The sequence below is a fragment of the Synechococcus sp. UW69 genome (assembly GCF_900474185.1).
GTDB lineage: Bacteria > Cyanobacteriota > Cyanobacteriia > PCC-6307 > Cyanobiaceae > Parasynechococcus.
Genome location: NZ_UCNW01000009.1, coordinates 166032 through 192748 on the forward strand (window position 1 = coordinate 166032; position 26717 = coordinate 192748).

A 26717-nucleotide genomic window follows, 5' to 3' on the forward strand; every position below is an offset into this window, starting at 1 on the left:
TCAGCTCAGGTCGGCCAAACGCTTACGGGCCAAATCGGCCTGGGCCTGCTTCTCATCCAAGTTGGCCTGACACTCAGCCACCACCTCCGGCGGTGCCTTATCAGCGAAGTTGGGATTCCCCAAACGGCCCGCCAGGCCCTTGATCTCCTTCTCCGCCTTGGCGATGTCTTTCTCGAGGCGACTCTTCAGCGCATCAAGGTCGACCAAACCTTCGATCGGCAGCAGCACCTGCAGCTCACCGCTCACCCCCGCCAAGGCCTTGGCCACCGGAGCGGCATCAGCCTCTGTTGGTGTCATCACCGCAACCGACTCCGCCCGGGTCAGCGCCGTGATGTCGGCCGTGCCTTGGCTGAGCACAGCCGCCAGCTCACCGCGGCCGGTAACGAAGCGCACCGGCACCGACTGGGAGGGCTTGAGACCCGCCACAGCGCGAAGGTTGCGCACCACACGAATGGCACCGATCAGCTCGGCGAAGGAGGCTTCTAACCCATCATCCAAAGCGCTTTGATCCAACACCGGCCAGGGTTGCAGGGCCAGGAAGCTGGTCTCCGGCTCACCGGTGACGCTGTGCCAGAGCTCCTCAGTGAGGTGGGGCATCAGCGGATGCAGCATCAGGTGCATCTGGCTGATCACCTTGGCCAACACCTGCTTGGCCACCCGCTGATCGGCGAGGGCCTCGGCTGAGGGGTTCTCACCGGGGTTGAGCCGGCGCTTGCTCAGCTCCAGATACCAGTCGCAAACGTCGTTCCAGGCGAACTCGTAGAGGCCCTTAGCCGCTTCACCCAGGCCGTAGTTGCTGTAGCGCTCGGCTGTCTCCCGATTCACCCGGGCCAGGCGGGAGAGGATCCAGCGGTCCGCCAGCTGCAGCGCAGCGGGGTCGGGATCCCCGAGTTGAGCCGGCGTTTCGCCGCCCAGGTTCATCAGGGCGAAGCGGGTGGCGTTCCAAAGCTTGTTGGCGAAATTGCGCGAGGCCTCCACCGTGGCGGAGGTGTCCTTCTTGCGGTCGTAGTCCAGGCGGATGTCCTGACCAGCGCCAGCCACCTCCCGCACCAGGGCGAAGCGCAGGGCATCGGTGCCGTAACGGTCGATCAGCAGCAGCGGATCGATGCCATTGCCGGCGCTCTTGCTCATCTTGCGGTTCTGCTCGTCCCGCACCAGGCCGTGGATGTAGACGTCCTGGAAGGGCATCTCTCCGGTGAAGGCGCCGGCCATCATCGTCATCCGGGCCACCCAGAAAAAGATGATGTCGAAGCCCGTCACCAGGGTGCTGGTGGGATACCAACGCTGCAGATCGGCGCTGCTCGCATCGGGCCAGCCCAAGGTGGAAAAGGGCCACAGGCCACTGGAGAACCAGGTGTCGAGCACGTCTTCGTCCTGCTCGATCTCCGCCGCCGCGCCGTATTCCGCCTTGGCCTTCTCCAGGGCTTCGGCTTCGTTGCGGGCCACCACGTAAGGCGTGGTGTCGGTGTACTTGCCGCCGCTCTCACTGATCACGAACCAGGCGGGGATGCGATGCCCCCACCAGAGCTGACGGCTGATGCACCAGTCGCGGATGTCGGTCAGCCAGTCGCGGTAGACCTTCTCCCATCGCTCAGGAATGAAGCGGGGATCCTGCTGTTCCAGAGCCTCACGGCAGCGGGCCGCTAGGGGCTCGGTTTTGACAAACCACTGGGTGGACAGCAGCGGCTCCACCGGCACTTTGCCGCGGTCGGAATAGGGAACGCTGTGGCGGTAGTCCTCCACCTTCACCAGCAGCCCCAGCTCCTCCAAGCCGGCCACCACGGCCTTGCGAGCCTCGAAGCGATCGAGCCCCTCGAACTGGCCAGCCTCTTTGTTCATCGTGCCGTTCTTGCGCATCACCGTGATCTGGGGCAGACCGTGGCGCTGACCGATGGCGAAATCGTTGGGATCGTGGGCCGGCGTCACCTTGACGCAGCCGGTGCCGAAGTCTTTCTCCACGTGGTCGTCGGCCACGATCGGAATCTCGCGATCCACAAACGGCAACTTGAGGGTTTGACCCACCAGATGTGCGTAGCGCTCGTCGGTGGGATTCACCGCCACCGCCGTGTCGCCCAACATCGTTTCGGGCCGGGTGGTGGCCACCTCCAGATGACCTTCACCGCTGCTGAGGGGATAACGGAAATGCCAGAGGTGACCGTCCACCTCCTTCATGTCCACCTCCAGATCGCTCACCGCCGAGCCCGAGGCGGGGCACCAATTCACCAGGTATTCACCCCGGTAGATCAGCCCCTGCTCATGCAGCCGCACGAAGGCCTCCTTCACCGCCTCACTAAGGCCCTCATCGAGGGTGAAGCGCTGGCGCTTCCAATCAACGGAATAGCCCAGACGGCGCAGCTGGCCCACGATCCGGCCACCGCTTTCGGCCTTCCACTGCCAGGCCCGCTCCAGGAAGGCGTCACGGCCGAGGTCGTGACGGGTCTTGCCCTCCTCCTTCAGCTGCTTCTCCAGGATCGTCTGCACCGCGATCGAGGCGTGGTCGGTGCCGGGCAGACACAACACGTTCTTTCCAGCCAAACGCTGATAGCGCACGATCGTGTCGATCAAGGCCGTGTTGAAGGCATGGCCCATGTGCAGGCTGCCGGTCACGTTCGGTGGCGGGATCACCACCGAGAACGGTTCACCGGGCGCCTTCGGGTCGGGATGGAAGGCTCCCTGGTCGTCCCAGGCCTGTTGCCATCGGGCCTCCGTGCCAACCGGGTCGTAGGTCTTGGCCAGTTCGGGCACGGAATGCTCAGCGTTTCAGCAGGACATGCTCGCAAAGCCCTGCCCACTCCGGCCAACGTCCCTAGCATCGGCCCACCGAAGCGATGGCATGGGCGCACTCCGGATCCAGCATCTGGCCCTGGGTATCGCTCTGGCAACCCTCAGTGCAGGCTGCAGCAGCTGGCGTCCACCGGTTGTGATCAAGGTGGTTCGAACGGTGAACAGCGCGGAGACCATCTCGAGCAAGGATTACGAGCGTTTGCGGGAGGTCACCGAAGACGCAATCGATCACATCAGAAGTGTCGACCCCTCGATTCGGCCTCAGCTGACACTGTCGACCCAAGCCAACTTCGTTGACGAAATTGATGATCAAACCCGAAGCGGATTTGGCCCAGACCTTTTGATCACTGACAGCGACACCGCCTTGGAGCTCTACCGGCGCAAGCTGACCGATCCCATAAAAATCTCCCCAGAGGATCGAGCTGACACGCCGAATTACTTGTTCGACCTCGTTACCGCTGAAGACGGCCTGTTGGTGGGGCGACCCGTGAACCAATTTGTGCAATTGGCTTGTTTCAACAACGAGCGGATGGAGATTCCGCCAGAAACTCTGGAGGACATGGAAGAAGAAAGCGAAAACAACAACTTCGGCATGGCATTGCAACTGAAAGACCTGTTTTGGAGTGCCGAAGCCTTTGACGCGGGGGAAGCGATGGAAGCAGCCCTGGCGAAGCGTCCTCCCGATCCAGATCGCCAATCCAAAGTCACCCAATGGCTTCATTGGCTCGAATCCGCGAGCTATCAGCAAAACATCCGCTTTTTGAATAACCAACGCAGCCTCAGAAAGGCATTGATTTCTGGCGAGCTCGACTGGATCACCTGCTGGAGCAGCAGCCTGCGGGAATTGCGAGAGCAAATGGGAGAAAAACTTGCCCTTGCACCGCTCCCCAAAGGACCATCAACGAAGCTCAAAGCCGCCACCAAACTTCAGGTGTGGTCGCTGGGGCGAAATTCAAGCGGAACACAGCGGGAAAAGGCCCTGGTGATGATCGACTTCATCACCAAACCCTGGGCGCAGAAGACCTACGCCCTGGCCGGACGAAATTCGCTGCCGGTGAATCGCAAAGCAGCAAAAATCGTGGCCTCCAAAATTCCTGGCGGGACGGCTGCTTTGGTGATGTACGCGCAGGAGTCGATCAAAGAAAAAGCCGCAAAAGGCCAATCCAAAGCACGCGTGTTCCGCGATCCAGCTCGATATCAAGAGATCTCTGATGCCTTGATGGACACCATCTATGACGTACGCAGCCCGGAAGAATCGACCAAAGACATCATCAACAGTCTTCGCGGAGAGAAGCAGTGATTACAGCTCTGGCATCGGAAACAACCACCTGGCTGGGCTATTTGCAGCGTGGCTCTGTGCTTATCCAAGTGGGATTGTTTGTTGCAGCAATTAGCAGTGAATCTCGGGTGAAGCGCAGGCTCAATAGCCCCCTCATCGCCAGCCTGACCCATCTGATCGTGCCGTTGGCGCTGCTCCTCAGCTCCACGGTTTTAACCCTGGCCGGCATCACAGCGGGCTTTCTGCAGTATCTGGCGCTGCTCTGGGTGCTGTGGCGCTGCGTCGAGCCCAGCAAACAGCTGATCCTCGGCCGCTTCCCCAAAGTTCCCGTGGAAGAGATCGATAAATCGTTCTTCCGGCCTGTGCTCCTGGTGGTGTCGATCCTCACCTTTTTCCAGATGCTGGGAAGCCGGGAATCGCTTTCGCTGATTTCCCTCGGTGACGTGTTTGGGGTGACGCTCACCATCGGCAAATTGTTCACCGCCCTGGTGATCGTTTATCTGGTCATCGCCCTGGCCAGCCGTCCGGCAGCCTTCGTCTCCTGGCTCGGGGGCAACTTCTTCGGCATGAAGACCCAAAGCCGCGTAGCGCTGGAAGTGATTCTTCGGTACTCGGTAATCGGCGTCGGCGTGATGGGGGTGGCGTATTACATCGGAATCAATGGCACGGCCTTAGTGGCAGTTGCCGGGGGCCTTTCCGTGGGAATCGGTTTTGGCATCAAGGAGATCATCTCCAACTTCATCAGCAGCCTCTGGTTGTTGTTTGAGGGATCGGTGCGCCCCGGCGAAATCCTGATGATCAACGGCGACCCCTGCACCGTGCGAAAGCTGGGATTGCGCGCCACACAATTGCGCCGGGGCCGCGATGGAGCCGAACTGTTGGTCCCCAACCAGAACTTCTTCACCCAAGAGGCTGAGTCGTACACCGCCGGAGAAACCTCCCGCCGGGATGTGGTGGCCGTGGGAGCGGCCTATCACCACGAACCCAGTCAAGTGATTGCGGTCTTGGTGGAGGTCGCCCGCAAACACGAAAAGGTGCTGCAGTACCCACCCCCGGCAGCCTTCACCGTCGATTTCGCTGATTCATCGATCAACTACAAACTGCTGTTCTGGGTACGCAACCCACTGGAGGCGTTTGCTGTTGGGAGTGATTTACGCCAAGCCATCTGGACGGCTTTTGAAGAGAACGGCATCGGCATCCCCTTCCCACAACGCCAGGTGTATCCCATGGAATGGCCTCCCTCAAAAGATCAGACCCTGCGCATGGGTGCTGCCGCCAATCAATTGCAAGTGGAAGACGCCATCCCAGAGGACCAGCCCAGCTCAACGGGCGAGGCGACTTAAGTAATCCTCCTGGCGTCCGGCATTGATCCAACCAGTGGCGATCAGCTTGCTGGCGCTCTCACTCACCCGTCCCCGGTGAATGTGGGATGGACCCGCCGGGAAGATCACCAGCTTGCCCCGCTCCGCCGGTTCGTGGTGGTCCTGCCAATGAAACTCGGTGCCCGCCTCATCCACATCGTTGCAGTAAAGAATCCAGGCCAGCACTCGGTGCACCGGTTCGGTGGCCTCATCGCTGATGGTCCAATCACAGTGCCATCGCTTGAACCCTTCCCCCGGGGCATAGTGCTGAAGGTTGAAGATCGGAGTGACAAACAGGCTCCGCTGCGGGCAGCACTGCAGGAAGAGCGGTCGCTCCTGCAAATAGCGCGCCAACCCTGCCGTCACCCCACGAAGAATCAGTTGCGATAGGGCGAAGGATTCGGAGTCCGAACGATCAATCCCCACCAAGCTGATGTCGGTGCTCTGCTTGGCCGGTTCCTTATCTGCCTTTGGCCCGAAGGCCACGCCAGGCCGCTGCAAATCCAAGCGGCGCTGGAAGAATTCACTTACGGCATCGGCCACCGACTCGAACCCGGCATTGCGGTAACGGCCGATCAAGTTCATGCCTTTGCCACCATGCGGGGAATCGCCACCACAGCATCCAGGGCCTGCCAGCGACCCCGATCCGCCACCACCTGATCCTGAAGCTTCACCTGTTCAATCACCGCCGCGGCCCGTTCGAGATCCAGAGGAACACCAGGGCCCATCGGCAGCACCAACACCTGCTGCTCAGCCGGATCCGCCATCACCTGAAGATCAAGAGCCTCCAGTTCCCGTTCAAAGAACACCCGCCGCATCCTTGTCGTGAGGCTCGGACCGAGCGCCTCGACGAAATGGGCCATTGCGGCTTCATCCCCGGAGCTGCCGCAATTCAACGACAACCAGATCAACAGCTTCACCCAACTTTCCGCCGTCCAGAAGGGCTGGAAGCTCTCCCGGTGTTGCCGCACAAGCTCAGCAATGGCGAAATCAAACAGCGTGGCCTGGAGGCCAGTGGCATCAGCGGAATCCATGCTCTTCATCCTCTCCTGTTAAGGGTCAGACTGTGATGAGTGGTTGCTCTCACCATGGCCCTGGACCTGAACGATCCCGAACTCGAGTTCTCCGATCTGGTCTACGCCTACCAGAGCTGGGTGATGGCGGTGATCAACGACGAAAAACTCGACAGCGACGACAAGCTGCTCACCGATGACATCGCTGAGGACGCTCTGAACTCGATGCGCTTCCTGCCCGGCGAGGTGACCAGCGCCATCGAAACCAGCCTGGCCCGCGTCTACGACGTCGATGCCGACGAACTGGCCGAATTGCTCTTCCCGGAAGACTGAAGCTGGGTTCGGACGCCGCATCACCAAGGGACCCCTACCTATTGGGAACCCACACCGAGGAGCTGGAACGCCTGCGTTTCCAGCACTCTCTGTGGCGACCGACGGCCCAAGCCGCCTGGCAGCGCGCCGACCTCCATTTGGGGCAGAGCGTGCTCGACCTGGGTGCGGGGCCAGGGTTCGCTGCAGCAGATCTGGCGAACGCTGTGGGTGCCCAAGGTCGCGTCCTGGGGTTGGAACGCAGTGAGGTTTACGTCGCATCGGGTCGCCGCATGGCGGAACAAGCGGGCTTGCATCAACTGGAACTCCGCCAACAGGATCTGCTCAAAGATCCCTGGCCAAGGGAATTCTTCGATCTGGTGTGGTGCCGCTGGGTGGCCATGTTTTTGCCCCAGCTGGAGCCCCTCTTGGCTGGGGTGGATCAGTGCATCCAACCGGGCGGACGCTGGCTGATCCATGAATACGTTCACTGGGACACCTTCGGGCTGCATCCCCACGGACGAGCGATTCAGCGCTTTGGCCGGGCCTGTCAGAGGAGTTTTCGTGAAGACGGCGGCGATCCCGACGTCAACCGGAAACTCCCCGGTTTGCTCCACCAGCGCGGATGGCAGATCGAGCACCTAAAGCCAATCCCCGTATTGGGCAATGCAGCCTCCATGGCAGGGCAATGGATGGAGAGGTTTGTCCTGGTGTTCGGCAGGCGACTTCAACAATTGGGGCACTGGAGTGCCGACGACGCACTAGAGGCTCAAGATGAAATCGCCCGTGCACAGGCTGAACCAGGTTGCTACTGGGTTGGACCAACCTTGTTGGAGGTCCTGGCGCGACGACTCTGAAAGCGAACTCGGCACAATGAACTCACTCTCCCTCGAGACATGGGTTGGTCCGCTGCTGACATCCCGAACCAGCAGGGGCGCATTGCCTTGATCACCGGAGCCAACAGCGGCCTGGGCCTCGAAACCGCGCGAGCCTTGAAACGCTGCGGGGCAACCGTGGTGCTGGCGTGCCGCAGCCCCCGCAAAGCGGAGACGGCCAAACAAGATTTGCTGCAGGAGCGGGATGGAGGTGCGGTGGATCTGGTGGATTTGGATCTAGCGGACCTGGCCAGCGTCCAACGGGCGGCGAACTGTATCGGCGAGCGCTACGGCTGCCTCGATCTACTGATCAACAACGCTGGAGTGATGGCGCCGCCGCGCCGGAGCACCGCCCAGGGGCATGAACTGCAGTTCGGTGTGAATCACCTGGGGCACATGGCCCTGACCCAGGCGCTACTGCCGCTGATGCAGAACCGGCCCGACCCCCGGGTTGTGACGGTGACCTCCGGGGCCCAGTACTTCGGCAAGATCCACTGGGACGACCCCAGTTGGAGCAAGGGCTACGACCGCTATGGGGCCTATGGCCAAAGCAAACTTGCCAATGTGATGTTTGCCCTCGAGCTGGATGCACGCCTGCGCGAACAGGGCAGCCCCATCGGCTCACTGGCCGCCCATCCAGGCATCGCACGCACCGAACTGCAACCCACGGCGATCGCCAGCGTTGGCAATCGCTTGGAGGCCCTGGCCTACCGGCTGATGGATCCCTTGTTTCAAAGCGCCAGCATGGGCGCCCTGCCGCAACTGCATGCCGCCACCGCAGCGACAGCGCAGGGTGGCGAGCACTACGGCCCTGAGCAGTTCGGTGGATTGCGGGGTGCACCGGCGCTCTGCCGTGTTGCCCCAGCAGCGAATCAACCTGCCGAACGGCAGCGGCTCTGGAGCTTGAGCGAGCAGCTGATCGGTGGCTGAATCCAGCGCTGGGTTGCAGCGGTTGGCCCCCTTCGTTCTGGGCCGGGCCCGACGTGGCGTCGTGGGATCCAGTCGCTATGCCCAACGGCTGCGCAGTGCTGTGCTCGAGGCCGCCAGAGACCCGCAACGCCAGCCAGTGCTGATCAGCGGTGAGCCCGGCCTGGAAAAAGACAATCTCGCCGCCCTGGTGCACTACGGATCAGCGGAACGACGCCGTCTGCTGGTGCGACTAGATGCCAGTGATCTGCAGGGCAGCACGCTCAACCTGCTGAATGAGCTCGGATCCAGCACCCTGTTGGTGAGCGGCATGGACCGCATCGACAACGAGCTCCAGCAACGCTTGATCGCGATGGCCCGTGGCGAAGTGCCAGGGTTCCATGGTCGTGTGCTGTTCACCAGCGAAGCCGCCATCCCGGCTCTCGATGGCCTGGTGCGAGCCATCCGCGTACCTCCCTTAAGGGTGCGCCGAACCGACCTGGGGGACTGGCTGCGTTACCGGCTGAGACTGCAGAGCCCTGGACTCGGTTGGAACCAACCACCAGCCCTGCCCGACAGCGTGGTGCGACGGCTTCAGAACCACGATTTCGCCAACAACCTGCGCGAACTCGAAGCGATGGTCGATCGCGCCTTGCGTCAGGCGCGTCAGCAAAGTCAAGGCGAGCTTCCACCATTGCTTCCCGAAGAGGTCTTCTGGACCGAAGACAAAGCACGGCGCACCCGTTTTGACGTTTGGCGCTGGAAACCGCAGTTGCGGGAGTGGATGCGCGCACCGGTGCTCTGGAACACGCTGCTGTTCGGCCTGGTGAGCTGGCTGTTCGTGGCTGTGAACCTGGCGCTCTGGCTTGGCCCCCAGGAGCGCGCAGCCAATCCGATGCTGACCCTGTTCTGGGCTTGGTGGTGGCCTTTGATCCTGCTGAGCTACCCGCTGGTGGGTCGACTCTGGTGCTCGATCTGTCCATTCATGGTTTGGGGAGAAATCGTCCAACGGATCACTCCATGGCGAAAAAGGAGTTGGCCCCATGGAGACCTGGACCGCTGGGGAGCTCCTGCTCTAGCCGCCGGGTTTGCCGCAATTCTCCTGTGGGAAGAGGTCTGGAACCTTGAAGACACCGCCTGGCTGAGCAGCTGCCTGCTGTTACTGATCACGGCCGGGGCCGTGATCAGCTCAACGGTGTTCGAAAAACGCTTCTGGTGCCGATACCTCTGTCCCGTCGGAGGCATGAACGGACTGTTCGCCAAACTCTCGATCCTTGAATTGCGGGCTGAAGTCGGCACCTGCAGCGGCAGCTGCAGCAGCTACGCCTGTTTCAAGGGAGGACCAGCCGACGGCGAGGGGCTGGCAACCGAAGGCTGTCCCCTGGGCACCCACCCCGCCCACCTGAGCGACAACCGCAACTGCGTGCTCTGCATGACCTGCACCCAGGCCTGTCCCAACCGCTCTGTGCAGTTGCGACTGCGCCCGCCTGCCGCCGATCTGCAACGCAACATGCAGGCCCCCGATGGAGAGCGCGGACTGATCCTGGTGCTGGCTGGCGGACTCTGCCTGCACAACTGGCAGCGCCTGCTCGGCTGGCTGCCGCTTGCACCGTCTTCCTTGCATGAAGGCCCCCTGCTGGCACGGCTCAGCTTTGCGGCGCTGGCCCTCGTTCTTCCGGCAGCAGCGGGTTTGTGGCTCAAACGCCGTTGGCTGTATGCCGGATTGCCATTGCTCTGGGCCCTGCTCCTGGCCCGCCATCTGCCCATCGGCATGGCCGAAGCGGGCACAGTTCTGCCGGATGGTTGGCCGCAATGGTCCGCCGACCCCCATGTCATCGGCTTCTGCCAGAGCGTGGTGGTGTTGATCGGGTGGGTTGGTGCTGTGATTTTGAGCCGCCGCTTGCTGGATCTCAACCGTCGGGCCTGGGTCAGAGGCACCATGGTGCTGCTCCTGGTCAGCCTCAGCGGCCGCTGGTTGGTCGCTCTCTAAAACCATGGCCACTCGCCGCCCCTCAACGGAAATCAATGCCCGCCAGAAGGTGTTGCTGGAGAGTCTCCAGGCCTGTGGCGATGAGATGAGCGGTCAGCAACTGCACCGCAGCCTCGCTCCCGACCAAACCATGGGCCTGGCCACGGTGTATCGAAATCTGCGTCAGCTGCAGCAACGGGGCCTGGTGCGCTGTCGTCACCTGCCCAACGGCGAAGCGCTCTACGCACCACTGGAGCGGGATCGCCACCACCTCACCTGCGTCGATTGCGGCAAGACACAAGCGCTCGACCACTGTCCAATTCACGATCTGGAGGTACCCGAAGACCGCCGCAAGGGCTTCGATCTCCTGTTTCACACGCTTGAATTCTTTGGTCTCTGCAGCGACTGCCGCGAGCGGCAGCAAAATCCATCATGACCCTGGCCGCCACCTACTACGGAGCCAATGGTTGGTTGCTCGAATTCGATGATCTTCGGGTTCTGGTGGATCCCTGGCTGCGCGGCAGCCTGAGTTTTCCCCCGGGGGAGTGGCTGCTGAAAGGGGAGCTGCCCTGCGAACGCGACATCCCGGAGAACCTGAATCTGCTGTTACTCACCCAGGGGCTGGCGGATCATGCCCACCCTGAAACCCTGGCGTTGCTGCCGAAAACCCTGCCGGTGATTGGATCCATAGCCGCAACGCGCGTGGTTGAACGCCTGGGCTTCACCAACGTGAAAGCACTCTCCCCCGGAGAAAGCACCACCCACCAGAGCCTGCAGGTACGCGCCAGTGCCGGTGCACCGGTGCCCACGGTGGAAAACGGCTATCTGCTCGAGCATCCAGCTGGCGCGCTCTACTTGGAACCCCACGGTTTTCTGGATCCAGCCCTGGAACCGCAACCGCTGGATGCCGTCATCACGCCGATGGTGGATCTTGGGCTTCCCGCTCTGGGCGCATTTGTCAAAGGATGCTCCGTGGTGCCGCAACTGGTGGAACGCTTCCAACCCACGACGGTGCTCGCCAGCACATCCGGTGGCGATGTGCGCTTCGACGGCGCCCTGAGCCGCGCCCTGCAGATGAAAGGATCCGTGGCCGGAACTGGAGCCCAACTGCCAACAAGCAGCCGCTGGACCGATCCCACACCGGGGGAACGACTGCTGCTGAAAAACTGATTTCGTGGATTAAGCTTTGTAACAACAGCTTGAGCCTGATGAAGCCTACGCAAGCAAACGAGTCTTGGTTCCAAGGCGTCGCCGCGCGCGAGATCCATATGGAGCAACTCAAAAAAGCGGAACGCTTCAACGGGCGGGCCGCCATGCTCGGCATCGTGATCGGAATCATTACCGAAGGCCTCACCGGTGCCGGCATCATTCATCAAATCGGTCTGGGGCCCCTTGTGGATGGCTACGCCGCCTGCCGCACCCAATTCCTGCCCTTCTGCTTCTGATCCAATTGGGGGCTCTTACAGCCCCTGCATCTCCATCATCTCGGAAGGCGACTGACCCCCGATGACGAGAATGGTGCGATTCACGTTCGACTCGAATGGCTGCTGACAAGGAACTGCTGCAGGAAGTGGCTCTAGAGCTGTGGAATACCACCAAGAAGCTGCGGCCCGGCCTGCCCAAAGCGCCACGGGCCCAACTGGTCTTGAAAGCACTCCTGACCATCGGCGACATGAGCGATCAACTGGAAGCCGCCATGGTGCTTGGAGTCATCGAGGCGCAGGAACCCGACGACGAACCTGTCCAGGACGACACGGCTGGAGAAGACAAGACCGTCTCTGATGCCAAAACCGAACGAGAAACCCCCAGGGTTGTTCGCAAACGGACCAGCAGCCGCTGATCAAAACGGCCGGCTGATGCGGACGGGACGAAAAGGACGTCGCTGGCTGACAGGGAGCCAACCCAGCGCCAGCCTGAAGGAGTGGTGATGACCCGCTCCTTCATTGAAACTCTCCTCCCTTGCTGTTCTAGCTACTGGCGTTCTTGCTCTTGGCCTTGGCCTTGGCGCGTGTGCTGAGAAAGAAGCAGCCAAAGTCACAGACCTGAACAATCTCCAGGGTGACGTGATCGGCAAGGTGAATTGCAGCTCTCAGACGTTTGTTCTGGATGCCGACCAAGCCAAAGGCTTCGCCGAGTTCGCGGGGCAGTGGATGACAGCTGAAGGCTTCGCAGAGAAGTGGGTGGAGGAAACCGGTGACACCTACGGCAGTCAACTGGCAATGCAAGTTGCGGAAGCCGCGATAAGCGAAGCCTGCGCCCCCGAATAACCGAAACGGCATCTCTTAAGGGGGTCCACCACAGATCCCATCAGTAACGACGTGGCTGACGCTGGGGGTGCAACAGCTCAAAAACAGCGGGGCTGATCAGCCGATCGCGAAGAAGAGCCTTATTAGTTTGCGCTGCAGTGGGCCAAGTCAGCAGAACGCTGGCACTGGAAGCAACAACAACGCAGAAAAGGTGCCACATCATCAGCTCAACGCTGCATGGCCACCACCACCGCAGCGGCCGCAAGGGCCACAATTCCAGCCATCCAAATGGTGTTCTGGCGTGCCAACAACCAAGCGGCGTTCCGAGACAAGGCCAACCGGCCCGTCGCCAGCAGGGCAGTCAGACCCACGAGCAGAACAACGGGAACCACCAACGCCAGGAACAGTTGCATCACCGAATGCCGAGGGGACCTGCATTCCCAGGATGGTGCAGTCGAACGCTGAGTAGCTTGTAAAGCTCCGACTCACAGCTTGAACCTTGTCTCTGCTGATCGTCGCGGCTGGCTTCATCGGACTGCTCTGGTTGACACAAAGCCTGATTCGACGCGGCATGGATGACGGCAGCAACGGCTGACAACGCGCCACGACGAACCAAATCAAAATGCGCACATACACCGAAGAGTCACGTACCTCGGCATCTTGATCTCAACTCTTGCCGGCGGCCATCTACTTGGGTCTGCGTTCTTGGCACTGGAGCTACCTTTACCTCCTTTGGCATGATTAATCTCTCCGTGACTTGCCTGGGTTGCCCCGCAACCTTCAAGCTGATGCTCCAACAGTGGCCGCGTTAGCCCCCACGAATAAAGGACAAGTCTGAAGCGAAAGTCGCTCAGCTAACAGCTATCAAAGCGGTATCCAGACTCTGGCGCCTGAGTCACACCATCTGGTCCGACACCGCCGCCTCATCCCCCGAGGCCGGTTAAACACTGAGATCGAAACGACTGCATGGGTAAAACCGTACAAGGGGGAGACTTGCCCATTACGCCCATTCGCGTATGGTGACATTGTCAGCACCAGTTGCCTCTTGGCCCTCCAAGGGGTATAAATACCCCTAGTTTCTCTTCCCGAGGAACTCCCAACGAACCACCAAGCCGGGAGTGAGACCCCGGCTTTTTTTTGCTCGTCGGTCGACCAAGTCCGCATCAATGACATCAAATCGCACTGCCCAGCCTCAGGAAGCTGTTCTCAAATACTGCTCAGCTCCAGCTCTCAACACGCCTACAGAGGGCACATTCGAGAATGAAAAATTACACATTTCACTAGAGAGCTATAAACAGAAAAGCTTATCTTTATACCAAGCAGCTTACAAAAAACAGGCTTAGATTAAAATCCGGGAGACACAATTTCAACACCATAAACCACAAAGGCTAAAGAAAATATGGCAAGAAGAATTGACCATGGAACGGCCGATGGAGATTTTCCCATAAATTAAAACCTGCAATGCTCACAAAGGAGAGTAAAAACTGAGCAATGTAGTGAGCCCATCCTTCAAATAATCACACTACATCTACCCTAAAATGCCAAGAAAAACTCCATCCAGGCGAAAAACCAGCACAATCAGCTGACTCATCAAGTCCTCTGGGGGAGTGTGGATTCTGCACAGAAAAGCGTCATTGCTCCAACGATCGGAGCGGTGATTTTCGCCACAGAAAGCAGAACGTACAGTTCAAAATGCTTCCATGGGAGTTCCTGCATGAAATCCAGCTCTGCATCTGCCGTCTTGGTGGGAAAAGGGGAAGAGCCGCGTTCTTGCATTTGGGTTGGCCGGCTCAGGAATTGCTTGAATTGCAGGTTGCCCTGATGGTTGCCAAGCTGTTGTAGAAGCCCAAACCCAGACGCAGAAATGCCAATAGCAACATTTGCTGAAAGCACACCTTTCATGCTTTTGGCTCGCATTTACGTCAAACAAGGATGCGTGGACGCCTATTTAGAACTGGCACGAGCCACCGACACAGCCGTTCAGGCCTCTGAACCGGGGATGATCCACCACACCTTTAATCAAGATCCCGATGATCCACAAGCATTTGTTTGGTCCGAGGTTTACGCCAACGATGAAGCCTTCAGCACCCATGTCTCCAATCCTCCAGTCCAGGAGTACCTGAAAAAGCATGCTGAACTTGGTGATGGCTTCAGCATTGAGGTGTACGGCACGGTCGGCAATGCGTGCCGCACCCTGATGGAGTCCTTCGGATTACCACTCAAAATTTTCGAAACCAGGCTGGGGTATAGCAGGGTCTAGGCGTTGAAATCTTAGAGTGGGCGCCAATACAACATGCGTAGGGAGATTCCCTCAAATTTTGAACTCTCTGTGTGGCTGAGGATGGAAGGGTTAAAGCCGAAGAATGTCTTGAACAGCTCAGTCCTTTTGAGCTTTTGGAGAAGTCGTCAGTGAGGGATTGGCTCCCTTGGAGCGTGATCTGCTTCAGCTTTTAGAAAGCGGCGATGTTGGGCAGATGCATATCCGCTGAGGTCTATTCGGTTGGCATTGCTGCCAGCTATTCGCCACTCCCTGGATGGAGTGCTGGATCTTCGGTTCATGGAATCGAGTTATCGGTTCTCGCGCTGTGGGCCCCTGCAAGGCTCTTTGGCGTAGTACCACAATGGCACATCTCTGTAAAACTCACGCCAAAGCTTCACTGAAGGCATCCTGAACTCCGGGGGAATACCGGTGACTTCAGCAGTCCAAACAACCCAAAAAACCGCTACACAACTGGTTTTTCGAGCTGAGGGGAAGGGATCGAAGCAGCAGAGATGTCCTCCAAAGCATTCACTCAGTGAGCACCGCCGTGGCTCGAGGATGGGCATGGACGCAACTTCACCAGACATGATCTGATCTCCATCGCAGCGTAGGTATTCACCTCAGCTCTCCCAGCGCGGGATCAGAGCCCATTGCCGAAGGCTGGCGGCTGTCCCTACTCCTACCGGGCATCGGGTGACTACTGCATACCCCGCAAGAACTCAAAGGGCTACTTCATCCGAACTGGCAACTCTTGCCCCAGTCGGTATCCCAAGTCCTGTGAGGTACTGCATCTCCAATCGGTAAACACTGATCGCAGTCGATTGGGCCCACCGTCGAAGAGCTGGCCATCGTTATGTCGGAGCGAGCATTAAGGGATTGGAACTAGCGCTAGTACTGACTGCAGATCAATCACTTGCAGCTCAGAACAACCGGAACAGCTACTTGCCGCTGGCATCAGGCCAGGCCACGGCATGATGACCTGAAACCACACCCCCACCCGAGGGAATGTCTAAAGGTCTTACGCACCAATCACAAGTGAGCAGAGTCAATAAGCGCAGTAAGCTTGAATCACCAAGGGAGCAAAGGTTAAACTGAGATCACGTCAAGATAATGCATCAAATACTTTCAATGATTTACGCGATACAGCCTTTTTGGCTGCCACTTTTGCTCCAGCAGCAAGGGCAGATCCCAGCCAATGATTAGGCCAAAAGAGCAAAAATCAGTCCTGGGAAAACTTGGCTGGCGACTTTGCAAAAGCGCACTTCCCAAGCATCTGATTCAGTCAGTCAAAAGAGAATTATCCGAATTAATGGCAGACTTAGGCGCCCCTAAGAAGGGCTTATGTTGTCACAGAATTGACCAGCAAGCAAAAGTATTCTCGAATGACATCTCAAGCTTTCAGATTTTACTGCAAAAGAACTTGCACAAGCTTTCATCTGTATATGAGCTTGCTTTATCACAAGAAATAAAAGATGCACTCTCAACCAATACGGGCTGGGAGGAAATTGAGCTAAGCCCAATTCATAACATAAGAGTTAAATATCCCAGTAAATATGGAATTACTCCCTTTACCACTGTCCCTTGGCATCAGGACTATGGAGCGACCGATCCGAGACAATCTGACCTTGAAATCGTGACTGCGTGGATTCCGCTGACCTGCTCAAAACCGTACAACGGGGGGCTTGAAATACTTCCACGAAGTACAAAATTAGGATGGATCGAACATCGGCGAGGAGACCGCGGGCCAGCAGCAAAGGAAGAGCTAATGGAAAAAGCTCTAAAAGAACACGGTGACTTGCAACCCGTAAAGGTAGTTGCAAGCCCTGGTGACATAATTTTGTTTGATCAATACACCCTTCACCGCAGTCTTATAAACTCGAGCAACCAAATAAGGTGGTCTATAGACATGCGATACATATCAAAAGGATCAGAATCGGGGCGGCCCGGATTATGGTCGAAAAATCCTACCGTGGGTAATTTTGTCGACGACGAAGTCATGCGATTGATAAAGCAAAGGCAAGATTCAATGGACAACCCAAACGTAACCATAAAGAAACGTGTTGACTTTAATTAAGCCGATCATCCAGCTTGATCAAATAAAACAATCAATTTATCGCCAAGCGTCAAGAAGTGAGTAGCTTTAACGCATCATTACTCTTCAATTTATCAATATTTAATACTACAGAGTAGTTGTTCACTAACCTGCCATCCACATGCCAGGCAAGTACTGCAGTGGTGAATAAATAACACTCTGCCTTTCCCTTTCAGGCCTTCTATACCTTTAAGCCGATTAAATGCGGCATCAGGCTTGTCGTCACCAGGGGGTCATGCTTATACGCCTTCGGTCATTGACTGCAATTGCGAAGCACTTAAATTACTGCCAGTATAAATCCCTTCAAGGAATCCATTCGCATAAATTCCAATACCAGAGAAATTGCCCGTAGGCGCAGAGAAACTACTGACTTGATGGAAGGACAAGTCAGTAGTTTCAACCCCTTCAACAAATAGCTTGTCAGAGCGATCTAGCCCCTTAATGATATCAACCTTTTGCCCATCAGGATTCATTTCTGCACGACCATAAAGCCAATTGAACGCAAACTGATCACTTTTGAAAAACAGTTTATCAACTGAGCCATCTCTCTCATCACCAAAAGTATTATGACCAAAACCTCCATAAACATCATCAGCACCACTTCCTCCCCAAACATAATCTCTTCCGTTTCCTCCGTGAATAAGATCTTCACCCGAATAGCCAAACAACGTATCCCCTCCCTGACTGCCTCGCAATTCATCATCTCCCGCAAATCCTGCGATAATGTCCTTACCATTTGTTCCCTTAAGATAATTATCTGAACTTGTGCCTTCGATTCCTCTTCCATTATCGGTTTCAACACCCCATATGTCAATAAGGGTGGCTATGTCGTAATCACTAAACCAGGTATCCCAACCATCAGAGCTCTCATTATAAGACATAACCGTATCGTCAGTATCAAACTTTTCGTTGCCTCCAACATCAAAAGGATGAGATAGGCCTAAAGCATGACCTATCTCATGAATGATCGTATTTTCATCATAATCGCGATCACCAGTGTCTTTCCACAAAACATCCCAATAAGCATCTGAGCCTTCAGCCTGATCCAAGACCTGCCCCGTAGTGCCATCATCCCATTCGCTGTATTCCCTCATAGAGTAAATATCGAATGTGGACCCATCCCAATCACTTCTTTCCCGGAAATCCATATCAATGAATTTATCAATGCGACTAAATACGCCTCGTATAAAACTTTTATCGCTTACAGAATGACCATAAGAGTATCCATCAGTACCATCCTCAAAGCTCACACCTCCGGCTTCATTAAATATATAGTATTCAAGCACTTCGCCTTGAGCCACCTCTAAAGCGCCTGAAGTATGGGACACAAAATCATCATCCGTCATGCCATCTATCGTTAAGTAATTTCCACTCGCTGCGCTAATTTGTTCCTTAATTATTTGATTATCTCCAGCGTTTAGCTTGCAGGCACTGCATCCGCAAGTCCTGTAGTGAAAATCTTGACCTTCAAGCACAAATGAATCAGAAAGTGAATTAATGCCTTGCATAGCCAACCCTTCTGAAAAAGCACCGTCCTCCATCCATAGCAACTACACATTTTCCCAGAGGAAAAATCGGCTTTGCCTTAATCATCTCTCAGTTAGCTCTCTCGCTTGACCATTAATTAGCTCACATGCTCTTGGCATAAGAGCATTGTGCTGGCGCGGTTGGGGCCTGGCCGGGCAAGCTCCTAACGCACCAGATCAAGAACTGACGCAACTTCTTTAGCAGCCACACCCGAGGAAGGAAAGAGCCACTACGGGAAACACAAAGCAACAGATTCGTGTAGTCGCTTTACAAGTCAACGGACCTTGAAATCCATTGCCACAACTGAACAATCAAACCGTGAATCGAAGTGGGCGATACTGGGATCGAACCAGTGACAATCTCCTTGTAAGGGAGGTGCTCTACCGCTGAGCTAATCGCCCCACCGGGCAGATTCTGCCTTAACGCGTCACTTTGGGGGCGCACGAGAGCTCCGAACGCTTGGCAACGGGTCGCCGCCACGACCAAAGCATCTGGATCCTGAGCCTCCCGCTCGGAATCGCTGTTGGGTTGGTGCTGGGACTGCAAGCAGCAGTGTTCGCCACAGCGAGCTGTCTGGCTGGTGGGCTCTGGCTTTCCCCCGATCTTGATACGCGGTCAAACGCGCTGCGGCGTTGGGGAGCCCTCGGATTTCTCTGGTGGCCGTACCGACGTCTGATCCCCCATCGCTCGCTCTGGTCCCATGGTCCAGTACTTGGAACAAGCGTGCGACTGGGCGTGCTGCTGACCTGGTGCCTTGTTGTCACCCTTGCTGTTCCGACACTCTCGCCATCGATGCTCCTGGCGGACCTTCAGGAGCTGATACGCCACCACCCGCATGAGTTCACCGGACTGGTGGTGGGGCTGGAGGGCAGCGCATGGATCCATCTGATCCTCGACGGCGACCCCTGGCCCCAGGAATGGTCCAAAAAACGACAGCAGTGAGAGGGTGGGCGTCACCCAAGTTGTTGACCCTGCATGGCCAACGCTCCATCTGATGCGCTGCAGCGACTGATCGAGGTCGTGGCACAACTCAGAGATCCAACAACGGGCTGTCCTTGGGACCTGGAACAAACCCATGCGTCCTTGGTGCCCTACGTGTTGGAGGAGGCCCACGAGGTGGCTGATGCCATCCGTCATGGTGATGTCAACCACCTGAGGGAAGAACTCGGCGACCTTCTGCTGCAAGTGGTGCTGCATGCACAGATCGCTGGGGAGGAGCAACGGTTCGATCTCGATGCGATTGCCCATGGCATCAGCGACAAGCTGATCCGCCGTCACCCCCATGTGTTTGGCGATGCCGAGGCCTCCAGCAGTGACGACGTTCCGCGCAGCTGGGACGCCATCAAGAGGCAGGAGCAAGCCGAAGCCCTGGCTGACTCAACCAGCCCCCTCAGCGACCAGCTCAGAGGCAAGGTGCGTGGGCTGCCGGCCCTCGCTGGAGCGATGACCATCTCCAAGAAAGCTGCCAAGGCCGGCTTCGAATGGGATGACATGGACGGCGTCTGGGACAAGGTCCATGAAGAGCTTGATGAACTCAAGGAAGCGGTAGCCAGTGGCGATCGGAACCACGCCCAAGAGGAACTGGGCGATGTGCTGTTCACGCTCGTGAACGTGGCCCGTTGGTGCGCGATCGAACCCGAAGAGGGCCTCGCTGGCACCAACCGGCGCTTCCTCGATCGCTTTTCCCGCGTTGAGACCGCTCTGGGTGGGGATCTGCAGGGACGCAGCATCCACGAACTCGAGACCCTGTGGAAACAGGCCAAAGCAGCCATCAGGGCTGAACAGTCTTCGACGTCCTGATCCGATTAATCGTCCATGGATGGCCGGCTTCGCCGTTGACGCTTGAGGTCACCACGCTTTTTCTTCGTATCCAAACGCCGCTTCACCGCACCGCGGCCAGGCCGAGTTGATTTGCGCGCGCGCGGCGGCGGCTGCAAGCCCTCCCGCAGAAGCTCCGCCATGCGATGCAATGCCTTCTGACGGTTCTGCCATTGGGAGCGTTCTTCAGCGACCACAACTCGCAGACAGCCCTCCACCAACTTTGTCTGAAAATGTTCCACCAGTCGGGCTCGGCGAAACGGACCAAGGCAAGTGCAGTTCTCCACATCCAGTGCCAACTCCACACGGGAATCGGTGGTGTTGACCCCCTGCCCTCCTGGACCGGATGAGCGGCTAAACCGCCAGCGCAGATCCCTGGATGGAATGGTCAACCGCTCATTCACCACCAGGTCTTGCATCACGCATCTCCTGGTTCAGGAACGACGGAATACTTTTTACAGCTTGAACTTTCCAGTGCTTTGAAGTCCTGCAACAGGTTGCTAGAGACAACGCGGCAGCTTTGATCTGATGAAAATGGCTCTGGAGCTGCCCTCTTCCACAGCAGCTCCCCAACCAAACATATTCAATCAACACATCTTGTGTTAGTCAACAACCAAGACCACTAGATGTGGTGAATGAAAGCCATTCAACGGCGTCCTTAGCTGGAGAGATGCCCACCGCAGCCCATGAGCAGCTGGATTGATGAAGAACACCGCGGCGTCCGCTACGGATTAAAGGGAGAGGTTCTGGTCGAGGAGAGCAGTCCGTTCCAGCGGATCAGCGTGATTCGCAGTGAGCGCTACGGGCGGGGGCTGCTGCTAGATGGCTGCTGGATGACAGCGGAGCAGCAGGAGCGCCACTACCACGAGGCCTTGGTGCACCCAGCGCTATGCAGTGCCAGCTCGATTGAGCGAATCCTGGTGATCGGCGGGGGAGACGGCGGCACCGCCCGGGAGTGCCTGCGCCATCCAGGGGTCCAGCGGCTGGACATGGTGGAAATCGACGGGCGGGTGGTGGACCTCAGCCGAGAACACCTCCCCGAGATCGGTGGATCCGCCTGGGCCGATCCGCGGTTCCAGCTCACGGTGGGGGATGGCATCGCCTGGGCCGCTGAGGCTGACGACCAGAGCTATGACGTTGTCTTGGTGGATGGCTCTGACCCCGCCGGACCCGCCGAAGGCCTGTTCAATCGCGCTTTCTTCGACAACTGCCGACGCCTGCTCAAGCCCGGCGGGGTGTTCGGCACACAGAGCGAGTCTCCAGAAGCCTTCCGTGATGTCCACATCGCCATGATCCGGCTGTTGCGCGAGGTGTTTGACCACGCCGACCCGCTTTATGGCTGGGTGCCGATGTACCCCAGCGGCTGGTGGAGCTGGACCTTCGCCTCAATGGGAACCCCCCGCTACCGCACTCCCGATCCCGAGCGCACCAACGCCATCGCCGCAGGCTGTGAAATCTGGTCACCGCGCTGGCAGCGGGGGGGCATGGATGCCATGCCCGCCTTCATCGAACGGGAGTTGCAGTCATGACTTCAATCACGCCGAGCGGGCTGTTGGACAGTTTGTTTGACGGTTTGTTTGACAGCGACGGAACCATTTTCATGGGCTCCCGACGCGACCCTGCCGGCTGCCGCGTCGGCATCTTTGGTGTCCCGTACGACGGCACCACCTCCTTTCGCCCGGGCACCCGCTTCGGACCCGCCGCCATTCGGGAGGTCAGCACTGGCCTGGAGACCTATTGCCCGCAACTCGACCTGGATCTCGATGATCTCGACTTTGCGGATCTTGGTGCCGTTGACATTCCCTTCGGCAACCCTGAGCCCGTTCTGACCAAGGTGAAGCAGGCGACCGAAGCCGTGCTTGCTCTGAACCTCAAGCCCCTGATGCTGGGAGGGGAGCATTCGATCAGCTCCGGAGCAGTGGAGGCCGTTGCCCAACACCACCCCGACCTGGTGCTGGTGCAGCTGGATGCCCATGCAGATCTCAGGGACACCTGGCTGGGGGCGCGCCACAGCCATGCCTGCGCCATGCGCCGCTGTTTGGACATCCTTCCAAGCCAGACGCTGTTTCAACTCTCGATCCGCAGTGGAACGCGGGAGGAATTCAACGAACTGCATGGGAGCGGACGGCTGATACCAAACATCGATGCCCTTCAACAGGCGCTCTCTCCCTTAAGGGGAAGGCCCCTGTACCTCACCGTCGACCTGGACTGGTTCGATCCCTCCGTTCTTCCTGGAACTGGTACACCCGAACCCGGCGGTTACCACTGGTCTGATTTCACCAGCCTTGTGAAGGTCCTCCGAGAGCATCATCTGGTGGCTGCCGATGTTGTGGAACTGGCCCCACAACTCGACACCAGTGGCATCAGCTCCGTAATGGCCGCCAAGGTGACCCGCAGCCTTCTGCTCCTCCTAGGAGCCGATCAATAGAAGTGGCGCGCATCAACCCGCTGCTGCCGCAAACGGCTGTGTTGCTTGCTGAGCAGTTGCAGCGCCAGTGTTGGGTGCCGGTGGATGAGCGTCAGAAAGTTGGAACGACTGAGGCGGAACAGCGAAACCGGTGTCACAGCCGTGGCATCACGGCTGTGACACTCGGTGGGATCCACCAGATCCTCATAGAAAAACAATTCACCGCGACCAAACCGAATGCGGTTCAACGGACCACTGCTCAGTTCCATCCATCCACGTTCAATAACATGAATGAACTGCACAGGCTCCCCTGCTCGGAAGACGGTTGTGCCGGTCGGCAACATCAGGCGATCCACCTCAGGCTGTTCCTGGATGAGTTCCAAAGGAGTCAGCGGAGCTGAGGCAGACAACGTCAAAAACCTTGAATGAATGGAGTATCCAATGACCTTTTGATGCTGACAGTCAAAGAGGGCACAGCCAATTCTTCGATCCGAGCTCAACTCAAGCTGCGATCCAGTTCCAGCTGACACTCACCAACGCCGATGCTCTGCAGAACCGGAAGGTTGGGGGTACGGGGGGTCCAGTGGTGACAGACCACGAGATCCGCAAGTTCGGCATGCACCTCCAGCCGACGCAAACGGCACCAGCCTTTCGACCCTGCAGCAAGGCTGCAGTGCTGACAACTGCGACAGCAGGGGCTGTTGGCCAAGGAGGAAATCTGAGTCCGCCAACAGTAGTGACGGTTTGGGAAACGGACCGCAGCAAAGGGCGGATTTCCGGGTTCCCTTCCGGATGGTGAAGCCCTCCATAAGAATGCGCTTCGCAACGGCCGCCTCCATGTCTCTGCAGCGCACTCCCCTATTCGAGCACTGCCGCAGTGTTGGTGGCCGCATGGTGCCGTTTGCCGGCTGGGAGATGCCGGTTCAATTCAGCGGCCTCATCCAAGAACACAAGGCCGTTCGCGAACGGGTCGGCATGTTCGACATCTCCCACATGGGGGTGCTGCGCCTCGAAGGTGCCAATCCCAAGGATGCGCTGCAACGGCTCATCCCCAGCGATCTGCATCGCATCGGTCCCGGCGAAGCCTGCTACTCCGTTCTGCTGAACGAACGCGGCGGCATTCGCGACGACCTCATCGTTTACGACTGCGGCGCCATCGATGCTGAGCGGGGTGCGTTGGTGCTGGTGATCAATGCCGCCTGCGCCGACAGCGATACCGCCTGGATCCGTGACCAGATGGAACCTGCTGGCCTGACGGTGACTGACATCAAAAACGGAGGGGTGCTGCTCGCGCTTCAGGGACCTGAGGCCATGCCATTGCTGCAGGAACTGAGCGGCGAAGACCTCAGCGGCCTGCCCCGCTTTGGCCACCGGATGCTCAACCTCAACGGCCTAAGCCAACCGGTGTTCAGTGCTCGCACCGGTTACACCGGCGAAGACGGTGCAGAGCTGCTGCTCAACGCCGAGGACGGACAAAAGTTCTGGCAGCTTCTGTTGGATCGCGGCGTTACCCCCTGCGGCCTGGGAGCACGGGACACCTTGCGCCTGGAGGCCGCCATGCACCTTTACGGCCAGGACATGACCGACGAAACCAACCCCTTCGAGGCAGGGTTGGGTTGGCTCGTGCACCTCGAAATGCCCATGGATTTTGTGGGCCGACAGGCTCTGGAGCAGGCGGCGGAATCCGGCCCCGCCAAACGCCTGGTGGGCCTCAAGCTTCAGGGTCGTGCGATCGCCCGCCACGACTACCCCGTCATGCACAACGGGGAGACGGTCGGGATCGTCACGAGTGGAACCTGGTCGCCCACCCTGGAAGAACCGATCGCCCTGGCCTACGTACCCCAATCCCTCGCCAAGGTCGGTACTGAACTGAGTGTTGAGATCCGCGGCAAGGCCCAACCGGCAACGGTTGTTCGCAAGCCCTTCTACAAACGAGCCTGAACCTCACCGCTGCTGTGGGAAACTCGCTCTTCTCCAGTTGAGACATCCCATGCGCAGCAACGGTTGCGGTGACCTGCGCGAACAGAACATCGATCAGCAGGTGCAACTGTGCGGCTGGGTGGATCGACGCCGTGATCACGGTGGGGTGATCTTCATCGACCTGCGGGACCGCAGCGGCACGGTGCAGATCACGGTGGACCCGGATCTGGGGGCCGACGCCTTCGCCGTCGCCGAGCATCTACGCAGCGAAACCGTGCTGCAGGTTGAAGGAAAAGTTCGAGCCCGCCCCGACGAATCCCTGAACGACAAGCTGGCCACCGGGGCTGTGGAAGTGCTGGCCAACGGCATCACCGTGCTGAACAGCGTGAAGGGGAATCTGCCGTTCCCGGTGTCCGTGCACGACGAGGAGAACACCCGCGAGGAACTGCGGCTTCGGCACCGCTATCTGGATCTGCGCCGGACGCGCATGAACGACAACCTGCGGCTTCGGGCCCAGACGATCCAGGCCGCCCGTCGTTTCCTGGAAAACGAAGGCTTCATCGAGGTGGAAACACCGGTGCTCACCCGCTCCACACCCGAAGGCGCCCGCGACTACGTGCTGCCCAGCCGAGTCTGCGGCGGTGAATGGTTCGCACTGCCCCAGTCACCCCAGCTGTTCAAACAGTTGTTGATGGTGGGCGGCATTGAGCGCTACTACCAGGTGGCCCGCTGTTTCCGCGACGAGGATCTGCGCGCTGACCGCCAGCCGGAATTCACCCAGCTGGACATCGAGATGAGCTTCATGGATCAGGAGCAGATCCTGAAGCTGAACGAATCGCTGATCTGCGCCATCTGGAAGGCCGTGAAGGGCATCGAGCTGCCTCGTCCCTTCCCCCGCATGACCTGGCATGACGCCATGGAGCGCTACGGCACCGACCGGCCCGACACCCGCTATGGCATGGAGCTCACCAACGTCAGCGACATCGTCAAGGACATGGGCTTCAAGGTATTCAGCGGTGCCGTCAAGTCCGGCGGCGCGGTGAAGTGCATCGCCGTCCCCGGCGGCAATGACGCCATCTCCAACGTGCGGATCAAGCCCGGCGGCGATGTGTTCAGCGAAGCTCAGAAAGCCGGTGCCGGTGGCTTGGCCTTCATCCGGGTGCGCGATGGCGGGGAGATCGACACGATCGGTGCGATCAAGGACAACCTCAGTGACGAGCAGAAGCAGGAGCTGCTCAGCCGCAGCGGCGCAGAACCCGGCACGCTGCTGCTGTTCGGCGCCGGCGACACCGCCACGGTGAACAAGGCCCTGGATCGCGTCCGCCAGTACCTGGCCAAGGAGCTGGGCATGGTCAAGGCCGAGCGCGACAACGACCAGTGGAACTTCCTCTGGGTGGTGGACTTCCCGATGTTCGAGTTCAACAGCGACGAGAACCGCTACGAGGCGCTGCATCACCCCTTCTGCGCTCCCAACGCCGAAGACCTCGGCAGCGATGCGTCGCAATGGGCTGACACCCTCCCGGGTGCTCGGGCCCAGGCCTACGACCTCGTTCTCAATGGTTTGGAGCTCGGGGGTGGATCCCTGCGGATCCACGACTCCGCCCTGCAGCGCCAGGTGCTGCAGACCGTTGGCCTACCACTCGAGGAAGCCCAGGAGCAGTTCGGCTTCTTGATGGATGCTCTCGATGTGGGCGCACCTCCCCACGGCGGCCTGGCCTTCGGTGTGGACCGCATGGTGATGCTGCTGGCCGGCGAGGAATCGATTCGCGACACGATCGCCTTCCCCAAGACCCAGCAAGCCCGCTGCCTGATGACCAATGCCCCTGGTGGCGTAGCCGACAAGCAGCTGGAGGAACTGCATGTGGCCAGCACCTGGGTGGAGCCCGACCAGGAGGACTGACCCCTGAAGCTGAACTGAGCAGATCCCGAAGGGAATCAGCGCATTTGTCGC

The 26717-nt window shown here is 58.5% G+C and carries 29 protein-coding genes and 1 tRNA gene; 19 read left to right on the forward strand and 11 right to left on the reverse strand.

The features are described 5' to 3' along the window. Positions 1 to 2745, reverse strand: coding sequence for a valine--tRNA ligase (locus DXY29_RS08460; protein WP_115024600.1), 2745 nt, complete (start codon positions 2743 to 2745; stop codon positions 1 to 3). An 88-nt stretch (positions 2746 to 2833) separates the two neighbouring features. Between DXY29_RS08460 and DXY29_RS08465 the strand changes: the two genes are divergently transcribed. Together DXY29_RS08465 and DXY29_RS08470 are read left to right on the forward strand one after the other, a co-directional pair. Beyond that, a complete protein-coding gene (locus tag DXY29_RS08465; protein ID WP_115024601.1) occupies positions 2834 to 4084 on the forward strand; it encodes an extracellular solute-binding protein in 1251 nt (416 codons plus the stop codon). Beyond that, positions 4081 to 5406: a mechanosensitive ion channel family protein gene (locus DXY29_RS08470; protein WP_115024602.1), complete on the forward strand. Its 1326-nt coding sequence runs from the start codon at positions 4081 to 4083 to the stop codon at positions 5404 to 5406. The genes DXY29_RS08465 and DXY29_RS08470 overlap by 4 nt, the downstream gene beginning before the upstream one ends. Here DXY29_RS08470 and DXY29_RS08475 read toward each other — a convergent pair. Continuing rightward, on the reverse strand, positions 5386 to 6009 hold the full coding sequence (locus DXY29_RS08475) for a 2OG-Fe(II) oxygenase (RefSeq protein ID WP_115024603.1): 624 nt from the start codon (positions 6007 to 6009) through the stop codon (positions 5386 to 5388). The genes DXY29_RS08470 and DXY29_RS08475 overlap by 21 nt on opposite strands. Then, the gene (locus DXY29_RS08480; protein ID WP_115025009.1) at positions 6006 to 6458 is read right to left on the reverse strand and encodes a protein phosphatase; all 453 of its coding nucleotides are present in this window, start codon (positions 6456 to 6458) and stop codon (positions 6006 to 6008) included. Before DXY29_RS08480 ends, DXY29_RS08475 begins: the two co-directional genes overlap by 4 nt. Before the next feature lie 54 nt (positions 6459 to 6512). Between DXY29_RS08480 and DXY29_RS08485 the strand changes: the two genes are divergently transcribed. The 9 genes from DXY29_RS08485 (at position 6513) to DXY29_RS08525 (ending at position 12763) form a co-directional block, all read left to right on the forward strand. After that, on the forward strand, positions 6513 to 6770 hold the full coding sequence (locus DXY29_RS08485) for a hypothetical protein (protein WP_011365486.1): 258 nt from the start codon (positions 6513 to 6515) through the stop codon (positions 6768 to 6770). Between the two features lie 41 nt (positions 6771 to 6811). Continuing rightward, positions 6812 to 7603, forward strand: a complete 792-nt coding sequence (locus DXY29_RS08490; protein ID WP_244279357.1) for a methyltransferase domain-containing protein — start codon at positions 6812 to 6814, stop codon at positions 7601 to 7603. Between the two features lie 39 nt (positions 7604 to 7642). After that, the gene (locus tag DXY29_RS08495) at positions 7643 to 8551 is read left to right on the forward strand and encodes an oxidoreductase (RefSeq protein WP_115024605.1); all 909 of its coding nucleotides are present in this window, start codon (positions 7643 to 7645) and stop codon (positions 8549 to 8551) included. Continuing rightward, positions 8544 to 10517: a 4Fe-4S binding protein gene (locus tag DXY29_RS08500; RefSeq protein WP_115024606.1), complete on the forward strand. Its 1974-nt coding sequence runs from the start codon at positions 8544 to 8546 to the stop codon at positions 10515 to 10517. Before DXY29_RS08495 ends, DXY29_RS08500 begins: the two co-directional genes overlap by 8 nt. Before the next feature lie 4 nt (positions 10518 to 10521). After that, complete coding sequence (locus DXY29_RS08505) at positions 10522 to 10932, forward strand: transcriptional repressor (RefSeq protein ID WP_115024607.1); 411 nt, start codon at positions 10522 to 10524, stop codon at positions 10930 to 10932. Then, positions 10929 to 11666: an MBL fold metallo-hydrolase gene (locus DXY29_RS08510; RefSeq protein ID WP_115024608.1), complete on the forward strand. Its 738-nt coding sequence runs from the start codon at positions 10929 to 10931 to the stop codon at positions 11664 to 11666. Before DXY29_RS08505 ends, DXY29_RS08510 begins: the two co-directional genes overlap by 4 nt. 38 nt (positions 11667 to 11704) lie before the next feature. Then, on the forward strand, positions 11705 to 11941 hold the full coding sequence (locus DXY29_RS08515; RefSeq protein WP_115024609.1) for a chlorophyll a/b-binding protein: 237 nt from the start codon (positions 11705 to 11707) through the stop codon (positions 11939 to 11941). A 95-nt stretch (positions 11942 to 12036) separates the two neighbouring features. Further along, a complete protein-coding gene (locus DXY29_RS08520) occupies positions 12037 to 12336 on the forward strand; it encodes a TIGR03894 family protein (protein ID WP_115024610.1) in 300 nt (99 codons plus the stop codon). A 103-nt stretch (positions 12337 to 12439) separates the two neighbouring features. Next, entirely contained in the window at positions 12440 to 12763 is a 324-nt protein-coding gene (locus DXY29_RS08525; RefSeq protein WP_115024611.1) for a hypothetical protein, read from the forward strand. Between the two features lie 40 nt (positions 12764 to 12803). On the opposite strand, the gene DXY29_RS13515 is transcribed toward DXY29_RS08525, so the two are convergent. The 3 genes from DXY29_RS13515 to DXY29_RS13520 all read right to left on the reverse strand — a co-directional run bounded on the left by DXY29_RS13515 (position 12804) and on the right by DXY29_RS13520 (position 14644). Continuing rightward, a complete protein-coding gene (locus DXY29_RS13515; protein WP_170952174.1) occupies positions 12804 to 12965 on the reverse strand; it encodes a hypothetical protein in 162 nt (53 codons plus the stop codon). A gap of 4 nt (positions 12966 to 12969) precedes the next feature. Further along, positions 12970 to 13155: a hypothetical protein gene (locus DXY29_RS08530; RefSeq protein ID WP_115024612.1), complete on the reverse strand. Its 186-nt coding sequence runs from the start codon at positions 13153 to 13155 to the stop codon at positions 12970 to 12972. A 1177-nt stretch (positions 13156 to 14332) separates the two neighbouring features. Further along, entirely contained in the window at positions 14333 to 14644 is a 312-nt protein-coding gene (locus DXY29_RS13520; RefSeq protein ID WP_170952165.1) for a hypothetical protein, read from the reverse strand. Between DXY29_RS13520 and DXY29_RS08535 the strand changes: the two genes are divergently transcribed. Together DXY29_RS08535 and DXY29_RS08540 are read left to right on the forward strand one after the other, a co-directional pair. Next, positions 14643 to 15002 carry a putative quinol monooxygenase gene (locus DXY29_RS08535; RefSeq protein ID WP_371411077.1) on the forward strand — a complete coding sequence of 120 codons (360 nt, stop codon included), beginning with the start codon at positions 14643 to 14645 and terminating at the stop codon, positions 15000 to 15002. The two genes, DXY29_RS13520 and DXY29_RS08535, sit on opposite strands and share 2 nt — an antisense overlap. A gap of 1195 nt (positions 15003 to 16197) precedes the next feature. Next, complete coding sequence (locus DXY29_RS08540) at positions 16198 to 17076, forward strand: phytanoyl-CoA dioxygenase family protein (protein ID WP_115024613.1); 879 nt, start codon at positions 16198 to 16200, stop codon at positions 17074 to 17076. Between the two features lie 257 nt (positions 17077 to 17333). On the opposite strand, the gene DXY29_RS13040 is transcribed toward DXY29_RS08540, so the two are convergent. Then, positions 17334 to 18635 carry a hypothetical protein gene (locus DXY29_RS13040; RefSeq protein ID WP_136987739.1) on the reverse strand — a complete coding sequence of 434 codons (1302 nt, stop codon included), beginning with the start codon at positions 18633 to 18635 and terminating at the stop codon, positions 17334 to 17336. A 315-nt stretch (positions 18636 to 18950) separates the two neighbouring features. Then, positions 18951 to 19022: transfer RNA gene (locus tag DXY29_RS08550), tRNA-Val, on the reverse strand. A gap of 58 nt (positions 19023 to 19080) precedes the next feature. Between DXY29_RS08550 and DXY29_RS08555 the strand changes: the two genes are divergently transcribed. Both DXY29_RS08555 and mazG read left to right on the forward strand, forming a co-directional pair. Continuing rightward, positions 19081 to 19563 (forward strand): metal-binding protein, encoded by a 483-nt coding sequence (locus tag DXY29_RS08555; protein ID WP_115025011.1) that lies wholly within the window; start codon positions 19081 to 19083, stop codon positions 19561 to 19563. A 33-nt stretch (positions 19564 to 19596) separates the two neighbouring features. Beyond that, a complete protein-coding gene (gene mazG / locus DXY29_RS08560) occupies positions 19597 to 20421 on the forward strand; it encodes a nucleoside triphosphate pyrophosphohydrolase (protein WP_115024615.1) in 825 nt (274 codons plus the stop codon). Between the two features lie 5 nt (positions 20422 to 20426). On the opposite strand, the gene arfB is transcribed toward mazG, so the two are convergent. Then, entirely contained in the window at positions 20427 to 20858 is a 432-nt protein-coding gene (arfB, locus tag DXY29_RS08565; RefSeq protein WP_115024616.1) for an alternative ribosome rescue aminoacyl-tRNA hydrolase ArfB, read from the reverse strand. A gap of 267 nt (positions 20859 to 21125) precedes the next feature. Here arfB and speE point away from each other — a divergent pair, with 267 nt between their 5' ends. Both speE and speB read left to right on the forward strand, forming a co-directional pair. After that, positions 21126 to 21968, forward strand: coding sequence for a polyamine aminopropyltransferase (gene speE, locus DXY29_RS08570; RefSeq protein ID WP_115024617.1), 843 nt, complete (start codon positions 21126 to 21128; stop codon positions 21966 to 21968). After that, positions 21965 to 22867 carry an agmatinase gene (gene speB / locus DXY29_RS08575; RefSeq protein ID WP_115024618.1) on the forward strand — a complete coding sequence of 301 codons (903 nt, stop codon included), beginning with the start codon at positions 21965 to 21967 and terminating at the stop codon, positions 22865 to 22867. The genes speE and speB overlap by 4 nt, the downstream gene beginning before the upstream one ends. Here speB and DXY29_RS08580 read toward each other — a convergent pair. Both DXY29_RS08580 and DXY29_RS08585 read right to left on the reverse strand, forming a co-directional pair. After that, on the reverse strand, positions 22861 to 23256 hold the full coding sequence (locus DXY29_RS08580; RefSeq protein WP_115024619.1) for a cyclic nucleotide-binding domain-containing protein: 396 nt from the start codon (positions 23254 to 23256) through the stop codon (positions 22861 to 22863). The two genes, speB and DXY29_RS08580, sit on opposite strands and share 7 nt — an antisense overlap. Before the next feature lie 86 nt (positions 23257 to 23342). Further along, positions 23343 to 23555, reverse strand: a complete 213-nt coding sequence (locus DXY29_RS08585; protein WP_115024620.1) for a hypothetical protein — start codon at positions 23553 to 23555, stop codon at positions 23343 to 23345. A gap of 128 nt (positions 23556 to 23683) precedes the next feature. On the opposite strand from DXY29_RS08585, the gene gcvT reads away from it, so the two are divergent. Beyond that, positions 23684 to 24787: a glycine cleavage system aminomethyltransferase GcvT gene (gcvT, locus tag DXY29_RS08590; protein ID WP_115025012.1), complete on the forward strand. Its 1104-nt coding sequence runs from the start codon at positions 23684 to 23686 to the stop codon at positions 24785 to 24787. 49 nt (positions 24788 to 24836) lie between these two features. Next, a complete protein-coding gene (aspS, locus tag DXY29_RS08595) occupies positions 24837 to 26666 on the forward strand; it encodes an aspartate--tRNA ligase (protein WP_115024621.1) in 1830 nt (609 codons plus the stop codon). Positions 26667 to 26717: the final 51 nt, after the last annotated feature.